The following is a 20,457-nucleotide window of genomic DNA, read 5'->3' as shown; positions in this document are numbered from 1 at the left end:
GTCTTTATCTTAGTTCTATTTGGGAAGCGATGTCCGGCTATTATAAACATCTTTAACCGGACAATATCGCTGTCAATAATCGCTTGCTATTTCTGCAATACCACTGACATTACACCGCCTCTGCTTCACAATTCATTGCCAACGCCATACTTAAGGTTTTAGCCAAAATGGTTTTATTTTCACTATCCTCCATCAGGCTAAAGTGGTCACCCGGTACAGATGTTAGCCGCAGCAAAGAGTCAGGCACAACCTGCTTCCAGCCTAACGATGGTTCCATACTCAGGGAGGGTAATATGGTTTCCGTAACGAAAGGGATCTCCGGATAAGGTTCTCTCGCATAAAACTGATGAAGCGTTATCGCCAATGTTTGTGGTTCATATTCTTTGACCATTTGCATATAATTTACCATCTGTTCCCAACGTCTTGCGATCAAGTCAGGATGCAGGTTTGCCGGGTATAGATCCAGTTCCTGCGCCGCGGCAATAAATTGCACCAAATTCAGTTTATCGATTCTCTGATGCAATACCGCAATCTCCTCTGCATGTTCCTCGCCCGACTGTTTTGCCAGTTCAGCAAGAAACTGGAGTTTCGGTTGAATAACCAGCTGCTTGAAGTAGTGAGGGGCTGGCGTATCAATCAAACCCAGGAAATCGACGGTCTCACCCGCGTTCAAAAGTTGCTGGGCAATGGCATAAGCCAGTACACCACCAGAAGAATAACCGTAGATCCGGTATTGGCCTTCCGGTTGAACCGCCTTCATAAAAGTGATCATTTTGGCGGCCAACGCTTCAATAGCCGATACGGGCTCTTCATTGATGGACGGCCAGGGCAAAGCATAAATCGGATAATCTGACTGAATATGTTGAGCTAATCCAAAGATATAGGAGTAATCATTCATGCCGCTGGGCACAAAGAATAGCGGCGGTTCCATTCCGGATGGCCGCACAGGTATCGCACTGCTTTGCGGCTGAGACAGTGGATCTAATGTGATTTTTGATACCAGTTCAGCCAGCACAGGGAATTGGAATAGGTTATTCAATGTACACATCAAACCACGACCTGCGGCAAGGTTTATCATCCGCATAGCGAGCAGCGAGTGTCCACCCAACGCAAAGAAATTGTCATACCGGCCTATTTGTTCAACCTCCAGCAATTCACGCCAGATAGTGGCCAACGCGATCTCAATCTCTCCCTGCGGCGCTTCATAGGTTTGATGAGAAAAGGCATTCTGATCAGGCTCCGGCAGTGCCCGGCGATCCAGCTTACCATTAGGGGTCAGCGGAAGTGCGTCCAGACGTACAAAAGCTGCCGGCACCATGTAGTCAGGCAATGACGCGCTCAGATGGCTATACAAACAGGTAGCCAATCCATCATCCGCTGGCGCCACCACATAAGCCACCAAACGTTTATCCTGTTCATCCCCCAAGGCCAGTACGATAGCTTCACGCACCGCCGGGTACTCCATCAGCCGGGCTTCGATCTCTCCCGGTTCAATACGGAATCCCCGGATTTTAACTTGCTGGTCATTACGGCCAATAAATATCAGGTTGCCATCCGGCAAGTAGCGGGCCAAATCCCCGGTTCGGTACATCCGTGCATCCGGTGTCTGGCTAAACGGGTCAGCCAGAAAACGTTCAGTGGTCAGATCAGGACGGTTGAGATAGCCACGCGCTACACCATCACCACCAAGATACAATTCTCCTACCGCTCCCAACGGAACCGGCTGGCCGCAGGCATCCAGCAGATAAACACAGGTGTTAGCCGTCGGACGTCCGATAGGAATTAATACATCTGTATAATCTGCCTGACAACGCCAGGTGGTGGCACATATCGTGATTTCTGTCGGGCCATAAGCATTGAACAGCGTAGCCCGGCCACGCAGTGCCTGAAACAGCGCCGCACTGGGCGCTTCACCGCCCAGTATCAATGTTGGTCTTATGTTTATCTCCGGTAAATCCGCACCATCCCTCAACAGAGCCGGTGTCAGGCAGGCATGAGTCACCGACTGTTCTTCCAGATAATGCCAGAGGCGAAGCGGGTTCTGACGAACCGTGTCGGCAGGAATATCCAAAGTGGCGCCACCACACAATGCCATCATGATTTCCCAGACGCTGGCATCGAAACCAAATGAAGCGAATTGCAACATTCGGCTCTGGGGATGAATGTCAAACTGGCTGATTTTATCCCGGATAAGGTTGACCAGCCCACGATGTTCAACCATCACGCCTTTCGGCATACCGGTTGAGCCGGAAGTATAAATCACATAGGCCAGATGCCGTGAAGTTAACGCAGGAACCTGCGGATTACTGTCCGGTTGATTGTTGTCCGGCTGGTCAGGCAGGGTATTCGGGTCAAGTACAGTTAATTTCGCCAGTGCTTCTTCACCCAGTGCGGCACGCCCGGTATTATCCGCCAGTATCACCAACGGAGCGGCATCATTCAGCATATACGCCAGACGATCAGCCGGATAGGAAGGATCCAGAGGTACGTAAGCGCCACCTGCTTTCAGTACTGCCAATAGCCCCGCTATCCTTGATGGTGAACGCTTCACACAAATCGCCACTCGTTGATCAGGCTGCACACCCAGTTCAATTAATTGATGAGCCAGTCGGTTAGCACAGCCGTTCAGCTCCGCATAACTGAAGGCTTGCTCTTCATAGACCAACGCCGTGGCATCAGGTTTTTTTCCCACTTGTTGTTCAAACAGTTGATGAATGCACAGTTGGTCAGGATACGCTATTTCAGTCGCGTTCCAGGTTTTCAGCAGCAAACCCCTCTCTGCCTCAGGCAGGATTTCCAGCATCCGTACCGGCGTTTCCGGAGCCTGTTCAAGCGCCTTCACCAAACTTTCCAGCGCTTGCTGCATATAACCACATACCTGCTCCGGATCAAATGGCTGGACAATTTGCGCGGTTAAACCCAACGCTTCACCAAAATCTTCCACTGATAGCGTAAACGGATAGTTAGTTCGCTCCTGTGCGCCAAGGAATTCAACACCGTCCATAATTTCATTCGAAGCCGTCGGCAATGCGTTGTGCCGATAGTTCAGCAAGGTACTGAACAGTGGGGTTCCACCTTGCACCCCACTGCAACGTTGAGCCAGTGCCAGTGACGCATGTTCATGTGTCAACAATCCCGCCAGCCGACGATGTGCCGCCTGTACACTGTCCTGTACCGAGGTATCATCCATATCCAGCTGTAGCGGTAAGGTATTGATAAACAGTCCCATGCCATTGTCTGCACCTTCACCGGCGGCCATGCGCCCGAATAATACCGTGCCGAATACCACTTGTTCCTGTCCGCTGGTACGCGACAACACCTGCGCCCAGGCCAGATGACACAAAGCGGCTAAGCTAACGCCCAGACGCCGGGCCTGACCGCGTAAGCGGTCATTCAGCTCCGCGGTCAACATCCGGTGTGATTCTGTCATTTGCGAGCCATCATGATGAACCTCTGTCAATCCGAACGGCAACGTAGGCTCATCGACCTCAGCCAACATGTCGGTAAAGAAGCGAATATGCTGCTCCTGACTGACTCCCAGCCGAGCCTGCGCCACTAAATTGCGGAAAGGTGCCGGTGCAGGTAGGTTGCTTTCCTGTCCGTCAAGCTGTCCATCAAGATAGGCCTGAACTTCGTTGCTCATCACATCCAGCGCGGTATGATCACCAATCAGATGATGCATCAATTGCAGTACAATCCAGCGGCCATCGGTCTCCGGCGCCACGACAAAGCGCAATAACGGTGCCTGTCCCAAATCAATACGATACCGACGCGGATCAAAATGTTGTGCTAACTGGTCATTGACTGGCCCGTCAACGGGATCCAGCGTCAATTCAGTTACCGATAATTGCACTTGACGGCAAACCACCTGAGCAGGAACAGATAAACCTTCCCAGATAAAAGCGGTACGCAGGATGTCATGTCGGTCAATCACCTGTTGAACCGCAGCCAGATAACGATCCAACAGAGGCCTATCAGCAAAAGCCATCTGACCAGCCAGCAAATATGGATCACCTTCGTTTGCCAATAGATGGTGGAACAGAATACCGTCCTGTAACGGCGATAACGCATAGATATCCTGAATATTGGTAATCCCACCCGGTATCTGTTTGATGATGTGATCAATCTCAAGCTGAGTGAGATCAATCAACGGTAACATTTCCGGTGTCAGCTTCGTCGTTGCTGGCGTAATGACGTTGGCAGGCACACATTCGCCCTGATTCAGTTTCAAGGTTTGAGCAAGTTCAGACAGTACGGGAGATTGGAACAGGTCACGTACTGCCAGTGTAAGACCCAGATTACGCAAACGTTCGACCATGCGCACTGCGAGCAATGAATGACCACCCAATGCAAAAAAGCTGTCATACCGACTTATTTTCTCAATGCCCAGTAAGTCATGCCAAATAACAGCAAGTGAGGTTTCTATTTCCCCTTGTGGCGCCGCGTAAATCTGGCGCGCAAAGGCTTCCTCCCCCGGCGCTGGTAGCGCCCGGCGATCTAGTTTGCCATTAGATGTCACCGGGAATGCGTCCAGTCGTACAAAAGCCGCCGGTACCATGTAATCAGGCAATGACGCGCTCAAATGTTCACGCAGACGGTTAACCATCCCGTCATCCGTTTCTGCCACTACATTATTTGTCACTACATAGGCAACCAGACGTTTGTCCTGCCCGTCACCCAGCGCCAATACCTGCGCTTCACGTACCACGGCATGTTCTATCAACCGAGCTTCAATTTCCCCCGGTTCAATCCGGAAACCACGGATCTTAATCTGCTGATCATTACGGCCAACAAATACCAGATTGCCGTCCGGCAGGTAGCGAACCAAATCCCCGGTGCGATACATCCGTGCATTAGCTGCGTTACTAAACGGATCAGCAAGGAAACGTTTTTTGGTCAGTTCAGGACGATTGAGATAGCCACGAGCCACACCAGCCCCCCCAATATACAGCTCACCCACCGTTCCCAAAGGCACTGGCTGACAGAGGGCATCCAGCAGATAAATCCGGGTATTGGCCGTCGGCCGTCCAATCGGAATGAATCCCCCCTGATAGTCTGATGGACAACGCCAGGCGCTGGCGCAAACGGTGATTTCTGTCGGGCCATAGGCGTTGAATACCGTTGCCCGGCCGCTCAGTGTCTGGAGCAAGGCCACACTGGGAACCTCACCGCCCAGTATTAATGTTGGTTTGATGGTCATCGCCGGTAAATCAGTGCCATCCCGCAGCAGCGCGGGTGTCAAACAAGCGTGGGTTACCGATTGATCTTCCAGATAATGCCAGAGATGGCGCGGGTCCTGACGAATGGCATTGTCAGGAATAACCAGACTGGCGCCACTGCCTAATGCCATCATGATTTCCCAGACACTGGCATCGAAACCAAATGAAGCGAATTGCAACATCCGGCTATGGGAATGAACGGCGAACTGGGCGATTTTATCCCGGATAAGATTGACCAGCCCACAATGTTCAACCATCACCCCTTTTGGCGTACCGGTCGAGCCGGAGGTGTAAATCACATAAGCCAGATGACAGGAGGTCAACTCAGCAACGTGTGGGTTATTATCTGGTTGATCGGTGTCCGACTGTTCAGGTGATGAATTCGGATCAAGAACAACATACTGCGAAAGCATTTGCTCATTTAGTGCTGAACGTCCGGTATTATCTGCTAACAAAATAGTCGGTGCAGCATCGGTCAAAATATGAATCAGACGTTCACCCGGATAAGCAGGATCCAGCGGCACGTAGGCACCCCCCGCTTTCAATATTGCCAACAGTCCCACTATCCGTGCCGGTGAACTTGCCACACAAATCGCTACCCGTTGATCCGGCATAACACCCAGTGCGATAAGCTGATGCGCCAGCCGGTTAGCACGGGTATTCAATTCCGCATAGCTAAAGGATTGGTTTTCATAGACCAACGCTGTCGCATCCGGGGCATTCTCCACCTGTTGTTCAAACAATTGATGAATGCACAGTTGGTCAGGATAGGTTGTTTCAGTCGCATTCCAGGTTTTCAGCAACAATGTGCGCTCAGTTTCCGGCAGGATTTCCAACATCTGTACCGGTGTTTCCGGTACCTGTTCAAGCGCCTCTGCCAGACTTTCCAGCGCTTGCTGCATATAACCGCATATCCTTGCCGGATCAAAGGGTTGTACTACCTGAGCAGTCAGCCCCAAATCGGAACCCCCATCCTCTACCGACAACACAAACGGGTAGTTGGTCCGTTCCTGTGCCCCAAGGAATTCAATTCCGCTGATGATTTCATCCGACGTAACCGGCTGGGTATTATGCCGGTAATTCAGCAGCGCATTGAACAGCGGCGTCCCACTGGCTACTCCACTGCAACGTTGAGCCAGCGCCAGTGAGGCATGTTCATGCGCCAGTAATCCCGCCAATCGGGTATGGGCGGCCTGTACACTCTCCTGCACCGGGGTTTCATCCATATCCAACCGCAACGGCAGGGTATTAATAAATAGCCCCATGCCATTGTCGGCGCCTTCGCCAGCCTGCATACGCCCAAACAGCACCGTGCCAAATACCACTTGCTTCTGACCACTGGTACGCGACAACACCTGCGCCCAAGCCAAATGGCACAGCGCCGCCACACTAACGCCCAAACGCCGGGCCTGATTACGCAGACGGTTATTCAGTGCAGGCGTCAGCATTCTGTGCGATTCCGTCACCTGCGAGCCGTCATGGCGAATTTCCGTCAAGCCGAACGGCAACGTCGGCTCATCCACCGCCGCCAGCATATCGGTAAAGAAACGGGTATGTTCTGACTGGTCGGAGCCCAACCGGGCCTGCGCCACCAGATGACGGAAAGGTGTCGAAGCCGGCAAACTGTCTCCCCGTCCGGTAAGATAGGCCTGCACTTCGCTGTTCATCACTTCCAGTGTGGTATGGTCGCCAATCAGGTGATGTAATAGTTGCAGCAGGATCCAGCGGCCATCAGAATCCTGAGCAATGACAAAGCGCAGCAACGGAGCCTGATTCAGGTCAATACGATGCCGGCGCGGATCAAAGCGTTGGGCCAGCTGGTCACTGATCGATCCGTCAGCCGGATTGAGTGTCAATTCTGTGATAAATAAGGGAACCTGACGACAAACCACCTGAGCCGGAGCTGATAAGCCCTCCCAGATAAACGCGGTACGCAAAATATCATGGCGGTCGACCACCTGTTGAACCGCGGCCAGATAACGGTCCAACAAAGACCGATCCACAAAAGCCTGTTGGGTTATCAGCAGATAAGGATCGCCTTCGTTTGCCAGCAAATGGTGGAATAAAATGCCATCCTGTAGCGGTGACAGGGCATAGATATCCTGAATGTTGGCAATCCCGCCCGGCACTTGTTCAACTATGCGGTCAATCTCAGGCTGAGTCAGCTCAATCAACGGCAACATTTCTGGCGTCAGCGCAATAGTATCCGGTGTAATTCGGTTGTCAGGTACCCTGATTTCACAATGTTGCGCCAGAGACTGGGCCAAAACACTGAGTGTCGGATGTTCGAATAGCGTTTGGACCGATACGCCCAGCCCCCTACGCCGCAAGTGTTCAATCATCCGCACAGCGAGCAACGAGTGACCACCCAGCGCAAAGAAGCTGTCGTGCCGGCTAATCTGCTCAACCTCCAGCAATTCACTCCAGATAGTGGCGAGCGCAGTCTCAATTTCCCCTTGCGGCGCTTGGTAAACCTGACGGGCAAAGGCATTCTGATCCGGCACCGGCAACGCTCGCCGATCCAGCTTGCCGTTTGGCGTCAGCGGGAAGGCGTCCAGACGCACAAAAGCCGCCGGCACCATATAATCCGGCAAAATAGCACTCAGATGTTCACGCAAACGGGCAGCCAATTCGTTGTCTTCTTCCGCCACAACGTAGGCGATCAAACGTTTGTCCTGCCCATCACCCCGCGCTAGCACCCACGCTTCGCGCACCGCAGGATATTCTGTCAACCGGGCTTCGATTTCTCCCGGCTCAATCCGAAATCCACGGATTTTCACCTGCTGGTCATTACGGCCAACAAACACCAGATTGCCATCCGGCAAATAACGGGCCAAATCCCCGGTACGATACATTCTCGCGTCAATTGCATCACTAAACGGATCAGCCAGAAAACGTTCGTCAGTCAGCTCAGGGAGATTGAGATAGCCGCGCGTCACACCCGCACCACCAATATACAACTCCCCCACTGCCCCCAATGGCACCGGCTGCCCATAGTCATCCAGCAGATAAATCCGGGTATTCGCCGTCGGACGCCCAATAGGCGCCAAGGCATCGGTATAGTTTGACGGACAACGCCAGTGAGTGGCACACACGGTAATTTCTGTCGGGCCATAGGCATTGAACAGCGTGGCCTGGCGGCTCAATGTCTGGAGCAGCGCCGGGCTGGGTGCTTCACCGCCCAGTATCACGGTCGGTTTTATCGTCAGCGCCGGTAAATCAACCCCATCCCGCAGCAAAGCCGGAGTCAAACAAGCGTGCGTCACCGCCTGCTCTTCCAGATAATGCCAGAGGCGTCGCGGATCTTGACGAACCGTGTCAGCCGGAACAACCAAACTGGCTCCACTGGTCAGCGCCATCATGGTTTCCCAAACACTGGCATCGAAACCAAATGAAGCGAACTGCAATACCCGGTCACCGGACTGAATATCAAACTGGACAATTTTATCCCGAATAAGATTGACCAACCCCCGATGTTCAACCATCACCCCTTTAGGCACGCCAGTAGAGCCGGAGGTGTAAATCACATAGGCCAGATGACGGGAAGTCAACGCCGGTACTTGCGGGTTGCTGTCCGGTTGATCAGGCAAGGTATTCGGATCAAGCAGAGTCAGCCCGGCCAGCGCTTCCTCGTCCAACGCTAGCCGTCCGGTCTCATCAGCCAATATTATTGAGGGGGCCGCATCATTCAGGATATGCGCCAGACGTTCCCCCGGATAAGCCGGGTCCAACGGCACATAGGCGCCACCGGCTTTCAGCGCCGCCAACAACCCCACTACCCGTGCCGGTGAGCTTGCCATGCAGATCGCCACCCGCTGATCCGGCGCGATTCCCAATGCAATCAGTTGATGGGCCAGCCGATTAGCATCAGCATTCAATTCGGCATAACTCAGGGTCTGTCCTTCATACACCAACGCTGTGGCGTCAGGCGTTTTTTCTACCTGTTGTTCAATCAACTGATGAATGCATAGCTGCTCAGGATACGGGGTTTCAGTCGCATTCCAGGTTTCCAGCAATAATGTCCGCTCAGTGGATGACAAAATATCTACGGTCGTGACGGATTGTTGAGGATGGCTCACCATCGCCCGCAATAGGGCCAGCAAATATCCGACCTGTCTTTCAATCGTTTCAGGGTCGAACAGGGCAGAAGAATAATTCAATTCCCCAACAACCTCACCTGCCTTTTCCGTTAATTCCAGTTGCAGATCGAATTTAGCGATATCGTATCCCTGTACGACTGGCGTCACCGCTAATCCCGGTAGTTGCCACTCTTCTGTGTCACTCTCCTGCCAAGCGAACATCACTTGAAATAGCGGAGTATGTTCCGGTCTGCGGGGCGGTTGTACGATCTCAACCACCTGCTCGAAAGGCAGATCCTGATGTTCCTGTGCGCCCAGTGTCGTCTGCCGCACATGCCGGAGCAGTGTGACCATATCCGGTGTACCGGACAAATCAATGCGCAATGCCAAGGTATTAACAAAGAAGCCGATCAGCGGCTCGATTTCCCGCCGGTTGCGGTTGGCACTCGGTATGCCGATCACCAGATCATCCTGCCCGGACAAACGCGACAATAATGCCGCCCAGGCGGTCAGCAATGTCATAAATAATGTGGTGCCGTGTCGTTGTCCCAGTTGTTTCAGGGCCTGTACCAACGTGGCATCAATCTGCACAGGTATCCGGCCGCCGGTAAATAATTGCCGGGATGGACGGGGCCGATCTGTCGGTAATTCCAGCAATACCGGGGCATCAGCCAGCGTGCGACGCCAGTAATCACTCTGCGCTCGCAATCCTTCACCAGAAAATACCTTACGCTGCCAAGCGGCATAATCTGGATATTGAATAACCAGCGAGGGCAATGGATCAGGCTGTTTATTCAAGTAAGCCGAATAAAGGGCGCTTAGTTCTGATTTTAATATTCCTAAAGACCAACCATCAGACACAATATGATGCTGAGTCAGTAAGAAGACGTAATCCTCATCGGCCCGTTGTATCAACGCACAACGGATTAAGGGACCATGGGTAAGATCAAACGGTGTTTCCGCTTCCTGTACGCACAGAAGCTTAAGTTGCTCATCCACTTCAGGCGCGTTACGCAAATCGTATTGTTTCACCGGCAGACCTAACTCCGCCGGTAACAGTTCAACCTGAGGCTGACCGTTAGCCATGATAAAGACTGAACGCAACGCTTCATGGCGGGCAAACAGACGATTCAGCGCCTGCTGCCAAGCGGTAATATTAAGCTGACCACGTAAGTGCAGTGCCAACGGAATATGATAGGTATCACTGACGCCATCAAACTGCGCCAGAAACCACAGACGCTGTTGAGCGAATGACAGTGGTAAGGCACTATTATTATCACTATCACGGGGGACGGGAATAATCTCAGACAATCTATCCCTTCCCTCATTGCGTTGGGCGCAGATCCTCTCCGCAAAGGCCGCGAGTGATGGTGACGTAAATAAGGCAACCAGCGGCAGTTCAACACCGAAAGCAGCGATACGATTCATGACCCGTACCGCCAACAGTGAATGACCACCCAACGCAAAGAAGTTGTCATACCGGCTGATCTGCTCAATGCCTAATAATTCACTCCAGATAGCCGCCAAGGCCGTTTCTGTTTCCCCTTGTGGTGCTACGTAAACCTGACGGGCAAAGGCATTCTGCTCCGGCACCGGCAACGCCTGCCGATCCAGTTTGCCGTTTGGCGTCAGCGGGAAGGCATCCAGACGCACAAAAGCCACCGGCACCATATAATCAGGCAAAATAGCACTCAGATGTTCACGCAAACGGGCAGCCAATCCGTTGTCTTCTTCCGCCACAACGTAGGCGATCAAACGCTTGTCCTGCCCCTCCCCCAGCGCCAGCACCCACGCTTCGCGCACCGCAGGATATTCTGTCAACCGGGCTTCGATTTCTCCCGGCTCAATCCGGAATCCACGGATTTTAACCTGCTGATCATTACGGCCAACAAACACCAGATTGCCATCCGGCAAATAACGGGCCAAATCCCCGGTACGATACATTCTCGCATCAGTTGCATCACTAAACGGGTCAGCCAGAAAACGTTCGTCAGTCAGCTCAGGGAGATTGAGATAGCCGCGCGTCACACCGGCACCACCAATATACAACTCCCCCACTGCCCCCAATGGCACCGGCTGACCGTAGTCATCCAGCAGATAAATCCGGGTATTCGCCGTCGGACGCCCAATAGGCGCCAAGGCATCGGTATAGTTTGACGGACAACGCCAGTGAGTGGCACACACGGTAATTTCTGTCGGGCCATAAGCATTGAACAGCGTGGCCTGGCGGCTCAATGTCTGGAGCAGCGCCGGGCTGGGTGCTTCACCGCCCAGTATCACGGTCGGTTTTATCGTCAGCGCCGGTAAATCAACCCCATCCCGCAGCAGGGCCGGAGTCAAACACGCGTGCGTCACTGCCTGCTCTTCCAGATAATGCCAGAGGCGGTGCGGGTCCTGACGAACCGTGTCAGCCGGAATAACCAAACTGGCTCCACTGGTCAGCGCCATCATGGTTTCCCAGACACTGGCATCGAAACCAAATGAAGCGAACTGCAACACCCGGTCACCGGACTGAATATCAAACTGGACAATTTTATCCCGAATAAGATTGACCAACCCACGATGTTCAACCATTACCCCTTTGGGCACGCCGGTAGAACCGGAGGTGTAAATCACATAAGCCAGATGACGGGAAGTCAGCGCCGGTACCTGCGGGTTGCTGTCTGGTTGATCAGGCAAGGTATTCGGATCAAGCAGAGTCAGCCCGGCAAGCGCCTCCCCGCCCAACGCTATCCGTCCGGTTTCATCAGCCAATAGTATTGAGGAGGCTGCATCATTCAGGATATGCGCCAAGCGTTCCCCCGGATAAGCTGGATCCAGCGGCACATAGGCGCCACCGGCTTTCAGCACCGCCAACAACCCCACCACCCGCGCCGATGAGCTTGCCATGCAGATCGCCACCCGCTGATCCGGCGCAATACCCAGTGCAATCAGTTGATGGGCCAGCCGGTTGGCATCGGTATTCAATTCGGCATAACTCAGGGTCTGTCCTTCATATACCAACGCGGTGGTGTCAGGCGTTTTCTCTACCTGCTGTTCAAACAACTGGTGAATACATAACTGCTCAGGATACGGGGTTTCAGTCGCGTTCCAGGTTTCCAGCAATAATGCACGTTCCGTTTCAGGCAAAATATTCAGTGCCCGTACCGGCGTTTCCGGGGACCGCTCCAGCGCTTCTGCCAGACTTGTCAGTGCCTGTTGCATATAACCACATACCCGATCCGGTTCAAACGGTTGCACTACCTGCGCAGTCAGCCCCAGAGTAGAACCCCCATCCTCTACCGACAGCACAAACGGATAGTTAGTCCGCTCCTGTTCACCCAGAAATTCGATACCCGGTACAATCTCATGTGGGATCAGCGGCTGCTCATTATGCCGATAGTTCAACAGAGCACTAAACAGTGACGTGCCGCCCGCTACCCCACTGCAACGTTGGGCCAGCGCCAGTGAAGCATGCTCATAATCCAGCAATCCGGCCAGCCGGGACTGTGCCAGCCGTACACTGTCGTGTACCGGCGTGTCATCTATATCCAGTCGCAGCGGCAAGGTATTGATAAACAGCCCCATGCCGCTATCAGCGCCTTCCCCTGCCGCCATGCGCCCGAACAGCACCGTACCAAACACCACTTTATTCTGCCCGCTGGTTTGTGACAGCACTTGCGCCCAAGCCAGATGACACAACGTTGCTACACTGACGCCCAGACGTTTTGCCTGCTGACGAAGGCGGTCGTTTAACTCCGGCGATAACATCCGGTGCGATTGTGTGACCTGCGAACCATCACGATGTACCTCGGTTAATCCAAATGGCAGCGTCGGCTCATCCACGTCAGCCAGCATATCGGTAAAGAAGCGGGTATGTTCTGCCTGATTGACATTCAACCGGGCCTGCGCCACCAGATTGCGGAAAGGCAACGGTGCTGGCAAATTGTCATCCTGTCCGGCAAGACAGACTTGCACTTCGCGGTGCATCACTTCCATTGTCGTATGGTCGCCAATCAGGTGATGCTGCAATTGCAGCACATGCCAGCGGCCATCAGTTTCCTGCGCCACCATAAAGCGCAACAATGGGGCCTGACTCAGATCAAAACGATATTGGCGCGGGTCAAAACGGTGAGCCAATTGCTCACCCACTAGCCCGTCAGCCGGGTTCAAGAGCAGTTCAGTGACCGATAAAGGTGCTTGACGCCAGACCACCTGCGCTGGTACAGATAATCCCTGCCAGATAAATGCAGTCCGCAGGATATCATGGCGATCAACCACCTGTTGTACTGCTGCCAGATAGCGATCCAGCAACGCCCGGTCAGCAAAAATCATCGGATAGGCCAGCAGATAGGGATCACCTTTTTTCGCCAGCAGATGATGGAATAAGATACCGTCCTGCAACGGCGACAGCGCATAGATATCCTGAACATTAGCGATCCCGCCCGGAACCTGTTCAACAATATGGTCAATCTCAGACTGGGTCAGATCAATCAGCGGCAACATTGCGGGGGTCAGCACGGTGGTCGTTGAGGTAATGACATTCGGCGGTACTACTACAGTCTGATGTTGCTCCAATGTCTGAGCCAGTTCTGACAGCACCGGGCGCTGGAACAGGTTACTGGCGGCCAGTGTCAATCCCAGATTGTGCAGACGTTCAATCATCCGTACTCCAAGCAAAGAATGACCGCCCAGTGCAAAGAAACTGTCATGTCGGCTAATTCGCTCAATACCCAGTAATTCGCGCCAAAGGGTCGCCAGAATAATCTCCATCTCTCCTAGCGGTGCTTCATAAATCTGACGGGCGAAAGCGTCCTCTCCCGGAGCTGGCAATGCCCGGCGATCCAATTTACCATTCGATGTCAATGGGAATTCATCCAGACGTACAAAGGCTACCGGCACCATATAATCCGGCAACCGCGCACTCAGGTATTCACGCAGGCGGGCAGCCAATCCGTCACTCTCTTGGGTCAACACATAGGCAACCAGTTGTTTGTCCTGCTCCTCCCCTAACGCCAGCACCACAGCTTCACGTATCGCCGGATATTCCACCAGTCGGGCCTCAATTTCCCCCGGTTCAATCCGGAAACCGCGGATTTTCACCTGCTGGTCGTTGCGCCCAAGGAATTCCAGATTACCGTCCGGCAGATAGCGGGCCAAATCTCCGGTTCGGTACATATGCGCATTCGGTTTATCGCTAAATGGATCTGTGAGAAAGCGTTCTGCGGTCAGTTCAGGGCGATTGAGATAACCGCAGGCCACGCCGTCACCCCCGATATAAATCTCACCGGTCATGCCCGATGGCACTGGCTGACCATCAGCATCCAGCAAATAAATCCGGGTGTTGGCAATGGGGCGACCAATAGGAATAGAAGTCGTACCTGATGTTAACGTGTGAATATGATAGGTCGTGGTAAACGTGGTTCCCTCACTTGGACCGTAGGCATTCAATAACTTTTGTGGCGGGTTCTTACACAGCACTTGAGCAATGACATGCGGATCGAGCACATCTCCCCCGACCAGCAGTATTTTAAGTTGAGGCAGCACCGGGGACAGCTCCGCTGCCAGCCGGTTAAACAACCCGACACTCATCCACAAGACTGTAATGCGATGCACCTGTAACGTCTGGACAAAATCCCGCGGTGTCAGCAACGTGGTATGATCAATAACCACCAGCGCAGCACCGTTAAGCAAAGGCGCCCAAACTTCAAAGGTGCTGGCATCGAAAGCCGGATTAGCGGCGAAAGCAATCCGGTCATTGGGTTCGATGTCAGCATAGCCATTATTAATAACCAACCGAACGACAGCCCGGTGAGGCACAATGACTCCTTTCGGTATACCCGTCGAACCGGAGGTGTACATGATATACGCCGGCCCGGCACTGACACCCAATAAATCAAGATTGTGATGTTCTTTTTCCCTGATCGGTTCTGTCTCACAAGTAAGACGAAGCCGCGGGATAACTAATTCAGCCGAGATCTCTGTCTGCATATCAGTCAGCAGTAATTTGGCGGCACAATCGTTTATCAGCCAGTTTTTCCGTTCATCCGGTACGTTGGGATCGACGGGGACATAAACCGCTCCAGCCTTAAGGATAGCTAACTGAGCCACCACCAGTTCAATTGAACGTTCTAACAGGATCGCGACATGGTCACCCAAGCAAATTCCCTGTTCAATCAGTTGACAAGCCAGCCAGTTAGCCCGGGTGTTCAGTTCCGCATAGCTCAGTGTCTGATCCCCAGCGATTAACGCTATGGCAGCCGGGGTTTTCTCTACCTGTTGTTCAAACAACTGATGAATACATAACTGCTCAGGGTATGGGGTTTCCGTGGCGTTCCAGGATTCCAACACCCCCACTCTAAAGGTATTTTCCTTGCTGGTAATACTGTCTTTCATCTACTTACTACCTCAACGAATCTATTGGATATTTGAAAATTGTTATTCCGATAAACCATCAAAAATGTTTTTCTTTTATTTTTAGGAAAAATAAAAACGGGCACGCCAAGCATCGAAAGATACTTAGTCAATACTTTCTCTCAGGCGCTGGATGTCATAGTCCGGTTAATAACCGCACAACCAAAAATTATGTGGCAATAATTTTCCAGACAGCGGAATAAAGGGTTCATTTGATGAACCGGAAGAAGGCATTCCATTTTTTTCCTGTTTTTTAGATAAGCGTCTTTGATTTACCGCAATTTTTTATTAATCGATGCTGAATTCCATAACAAAATAAAAATGGATCTATTGAATATATCTATTGGCATGAGCGCTAAGTCCTTGCTGTATTTTATCCATTTAGTATTAATATCTAATTGAAATTATTTAAGATGAAATAAAGTGTTTATGAATATATATAACCCCTAACAACCAAGGAACAAGGCAGACCAAATTAAAATATTATTTATCAACAAGTTATAATAAATTCATGTATATTTACCCATATAAAAAATAAACTAACTTTACTACATGTTATTTTATAATAATCAAATTACATAACTAATGTAAATGTAAACAATAATTATATTTAATACCGAAATGAAACAATTTAGAGTGAACACTAATTTTCGCTCATATTCCTTTGCAATAATGGGAAAATATTATGAATATGAAATCTCATTGAATTTAATACCACTAGTAAATAATATCAAAATAAAAAAACAATATGACTAATTATTTATTTAAGCATATATTTTATTTTCATTGATGGCAAAACGAGTGACATAACATCACAATTTCCAGCTAATATTTATAAATAATCAGCATCTTAAACTGATGAGATTAATATAATAAACAAAATGGCCATAATATTATAAATATGCGTTAATTAATTCTATTGTCTTGATATAGTTTCTTTTAAAGATTATTAGACACGTAAGAACCTATGTTACTATTAATGTCAAATTTAGTTCCCAAACCGTACAGACACAATAGAAGGCGTGGCTGCAATACTGAACGATCCATCGCCTTGTAAGTTGTCGGGCTTTTCAAGGCATCAATAAAGCTCAACCGCAAGTCGTTTTCCTTGACCACATCAAGCAGATGGAGCGTTATCAGCCATTGACACAAGAGCCGGTACATATTCTGGGTTGTTCAAAGGGGGGAGATTGATTGCTCTGGAAATAGCCGCCCAACTGGGAGCCAGAGGGATTACAGATATTCATCTCTATCTGTTGGACAGTTTTTATCGGATCAGTTTAAGTTTCGTGCACCCAAGCTGGAGACAAATGCTATTGCAGGAGTTGGGACTAGAAGGTGATGCCTCAGCGCGGCGCTGGAAGCCGGCCCGGCGGATGATACCATTTGCCAAAGTGAGCTTTCCCTATGCTATGCAACATAGCCAGGTCACTTTGTTCAAAGCCACCCGGCTGCCAAAACTCCATGTCCAATTCACTCAGCAGGAAATGACGGCTGTATCAATAGACCATCCCATTAAGCAAGAAACTCTTTCTGGCTGGCAATCAGCTTTGCACCACAGGCTGTGTGCATACCCTCTACTGCGATAGATTTCCCTTTACTTTTTAAATTATCACTTCCCTTAAATGGGAAAAACTCAGTTACCAATGATTGATATCAGCCACAACATCAGAAACTATAAATAAATCATAGGAGGTTCTGATGTTGAGGTGGTTTTAATAAATATTTATTACTATTCCCATTGGGATGTATTATTTATTTTCCAATAATCAATAGAATCTCTATTTAATTCTACTTTACCATCTGGGTATTCAACTCTGGATGGTTCTTCCCCTGCTGGGATAATAATTTTAGTAATTTTTGATTCATCTAACTTTGGATTGTAGTAAATATATCCATTCATTTCTTTTGATAGAGAAATTTTAGGTTCACCTTCACCATTAGGATTAACAAAAAATACCCTTGTATATTCTCCTTTAAATTCTTTATAAACAGGAAAAAGTGTAGAAGTATAATTAACGGTATTATTTATTTTGTCCTGTTTAGCTTTGTTGTTTTTTTCATCATCCACATTTTCTATATGAACAGTAAGAGTATCACCTGTATTGATTTTTATGTTTTTATCGGTAATTTTTTTTTCATCATAAGAAAGCCCCATTGTAATTTTACTTAGTTTCCAGTTACACCACCCTCTTCCATTAATAGGAATCTCTGTTTCTAATCTATCATTTTTATTAGGTTTCATGTCCCATTCAATCTCTCTTATTCTATATTTTTTCCCTCTAGGAAGAAGATCTGAATTCAATTGTATTGTTGAGCATTTACTAGATAAATATTCTGCTAAAATCCTTGGCTCAGTATTATTTGGTGGAATACTTGATATTATAATAGATTGACTTCCGTATTGTGGATTAAGTGGAAAGTATTTATCGATCTGAGAATCAATGACTTCACCACATCCTGATAAGAATGGAGTAATTATAGTAATAAAAACAAATTTTACTTTATTCATGTCAATTAGTCCTTATTAGATTTTTCGTTGTGTGCGAAATAATCAACCGCCCGTTTCCCTGATTCACTCTCTTGACTAAGAGATAAACACGAACCAATTTTTTGTTCCAGTTTTAAAAAATACTGATAGTTGAAATATTCTTCTTTCAATTCAAATTGTTGTTTATTCATCTTATCTTTAAAGTTCTGTATATTTTCTTTATAAAGTACATTTTTCTCAGGAATACATAACGAAACAATCTTTTCTTTTATAAAATCCATATAAACCCCACTAAAGTGGTGTAATATGTTGTTTGACAATGACTTATTGGGTTGTTTGTTATTTGGTAAGAAATTTTCGATTGCAGAATCGTTTGGTAATAATGATGGAACCAAATAAAAATTAAACCCCACTTTTTCGGCAATATTTATTGGAGAAATTAAATTTGCAGTGGAACCATATATAATCTCTCCTTTATATAAATGAACGGTTTTCCCTTGATGTAAAAATAAATCATTTGCTTTTATTTTATCAAGTCTAGTAGTTATCATTGCTGCGGGTGTCAAACTAGCTGTGATTAGCGATGGAGATGTAATTATGGCAGACACAGGAAGACTTAATGCTTCTATAGCATACCCCATGGAATCCCAACCATTTTCAAAATAATAATTATTCATATCTTTTTCGAAAGGTACACCAGGAACTAAATCATTTCGATTAATATGGCGATAATGGATAATGTCCTGAATTTCCATTATTGCATTGTAAGTGAATACCCTGGGCATGCCATAGGTATATAAACATGGATTGTATTCTTTTAATTGCACGCTATGAATTAATGCCAGTGCACCACCTAAACTATGGCCGCAAACAAATATTTTTCTATCTCTTGTTAGTTCCTTTATATCATCAAAAACACTTATTTTTCCTATGTCTGACTTATTGATTCCAGCCCAAAAAGCTTTCCAAAAACCATCATGCACTCTACCTTTCCCAATGAAATTACTGGGTAGTTTAGTTGGCTTAAAATTTAAATCAGTAATAACAGCATCTGTAAAACTAGCTGTACCTCGCCAACTGATAATCAATTCCTTGTTATTCGCTACATAAAACATTTGTGTATCTAAATTATCACCAGTATCAATAAATTTCACGACTATATAACGATCCCTGAAAGGAACATCATAAACAATTGGCTGAAAATCTTTTTGTTCAATTCTATTAGGTAAACAAGATAAATCAAGGAGCTGCTCTTTAAAGAAATGAAAGACAGAACCGCTGTATTCTTTTGTATCTTTGTCTCCATTATCTGTAGCATTGGCATAAACTAGAACGGACATTAGTCCTTGGTTATAAGCATTAGCCAGAGAATATTCTGGTTGATGATGTAATAACAACACCCAGGCACGGAAAGGACACACTTCCAATACCCAGCGTTCATCCATAAACACGGCACGAAATCCCTGAAATTTATCATCAGGGAAGTGATATTTGGGAAGTTCTTCTTCATTCCATTCATTAATTTTGGGCGCTTTATCGCAAAGATCACCAATTTTAACATAGCGATAAAAATGTCCTTGCGTTTTGGCATTATGTTGAACTTTTGAACCCAGAAGCCCACGAACAGTTCTTAATTGCCTGAATTCCATCTCATCAGTGAGTTTTTGTGCATCAACCCAAAGTCTTACTGGGGTTGGTGGTAAATTTTCTTCTCGCAATAACCCTTCACCATCGGTAACACCTGTACGAATATCTTTTTTATTCCCCATACTTATCAACTTATAAGGCATCCCCACCAATGGTTTACCCTGTTCATCCACAAGTTGAAATTCAATCCAGTGTTTCAGTATCTTCTGGCAATCAATGCAATCCATTGGTTGTAACTGACTCATTCTTTTCTTCCTTAATTAATTTTAGATAGTGGAAAATTGATCTCAAATCTCTTTATCGAGCGCAACTTGTTGGTTATCGGTAATAAAGCGTTCAACAGTGAGTTTATTCAGGTTATGTTTTTCATCTCTCGCCCGTTTCAGCCATGCAACAAGACTGTTCTGCAATTGTCCTTCCGGTGTATCCAGTTTCAGCGCCAATTCGGAGTTTTCCTCCCAAAGCTGGCAACCTAAGGCATAGGCCATATTATTAAGAGTAACGCGATGCTCGACTTTAACACCCTATAACCTTGGCTTGTTGAAGCAAGTCGCGTTGACTTTTGCCTTGTTTAAAATTGGCAAAAATACCCAACGTGTGAGAAAGCAGTTTTCTGGCTATTCGATTA

Annotated in this window: 6 protein-coding genes; 1 reads left to right on the top strand and 5 read right to left on the bottom strand. The window is 48.5% G+C overall.

Annotation, left to right across the window (positions count from 1 at the left end):
- Positions 1 to 109: 109 nt before the first annotated feature.
- Entirely contained in the window at positions 110 to 15,673 is a 15,564-nt protein-coding gene (locus Xenpb_RS14675) for a non-ribosomal peptide synthetase (protein ID WP_187655007.1), read from the bottom strand.
- A gap of 957 nt (positions 15,674 to 16,630) precedes the next feature.
- Positions 16,631 to 16,855, bottom strand: coding sequence for a hypothetical protein (locus Xenpb_RS14670; RefSeq protein ID WP_187655058.1), 225 nt, complete (start codon positions 16,853 to 16,855; stop codon positions 16,631 to 16,633).
- 26 nt (positions 16,856 to 16,881) lie between these two features.
- Between Xenpb_RS14670 and Xenpb_RS14665 the strand changes: the two genes are divergently transcribed.
- Positions 16,882 to 17,280 carry a hypothetical protein gene (locus tag Xenpb_RS14665; RefSeq protein WP_187655006.1) on the top strand — a complete coding sequence of 133 codons (399 nt, stop codon included), beginning with the start codon at positions 16,882 to 16,884 and terminating at the stop codon, positions 17,278 to 17,280.
- Between the two features lie 143 nt (positions 17,281 to 17,423).
- On the opposite strand, the gene Xenpb_RS14660 is transcribed toward Xenpb_RS14665, so the two are convergent.
- From Xenpb_RS14660 to Xenpb_RS14650, 3 genes are read right to left on the bottom strand one after another with little or no spacing between them, the layout of a single operon-like run.
- Entirely contained in the window at positions 17,424 to 18,203 is a 780-nt protein-coding gene (locus tag Xenpb_RS14660) for a hypothetical protein (protein WP_187655005.1), read from the bottom strand.
- Between the two features lie 5 nt (positions 18,204 to 18,208).
- Positions 18,209 to 20,074, bottom strand: coding sequence for a lipase family protein (locus tag Xenpb_RS14655; protein ID WP_187655004.1), 1,866 nt, complete (start codon positions 20,072 to 20,074; stop codon positions 18,209 to 18,211).
- Between the two features lie 42 nt (positions 20,075 to 20,116).
- Entirely contained in the window at positions 20,117 to 20,272 is a 156-nt protein-coding gene (locus Xenpb_RS14650) for a hypothetical protein (RefSeq protein WP_187655003.1), read from the bottom strand.
- Positions 20,273 to 20,457 lie beyond the last annotated feature (185 nt).

Origin of the sequence: Xenorhabdus sp. PB62.4 (genome assembly GCF_014467285.1) — a bacterium.
Lineage (GTDB): Bacteria > Pseudomonadota > Gammaproteobacteria > Enterobacterales > Enterobacteriaceae > Xenorhabdus.
Note: the sequence above shows the minus strand (reverse complement) of the source record. Positions and strands in the feature narration are given on the sequence as shown.

Excerpts from the sequence above, each read along its gene's own strand:
- Xenpb_RS14655 (WP_187655004.1), bottom strand. The coding sequence starts at position 20,074 with ATGAGTCAGTTACAACCAATGGATTGCATTGATTGCCAGAAGATACTG.
- Xenpb_RS14660 (WP_187655005.1), bottom strand. The coding sequence starts at position 18,203 with ATGAATAAAGTAAAATTTGTTTTTATTACTATAATTACTCCATTCTTA.
- Xenpb_RS14675 (WP_187655007.1), bottom strand. The coding sequence starts at position 15,673 with ATGAAAGACAGTATTACCAGCAAGGAAAATACCTTTAGAGTGGGGGTG.
- Xenpb_RS14670 (WP_187655058.1), bottom strand. The coding sequence starts at position 16,855 with ATGTACCGGCTCTTGTGTCAATGGCTGATAACGCTCCATCTGCTTGAT.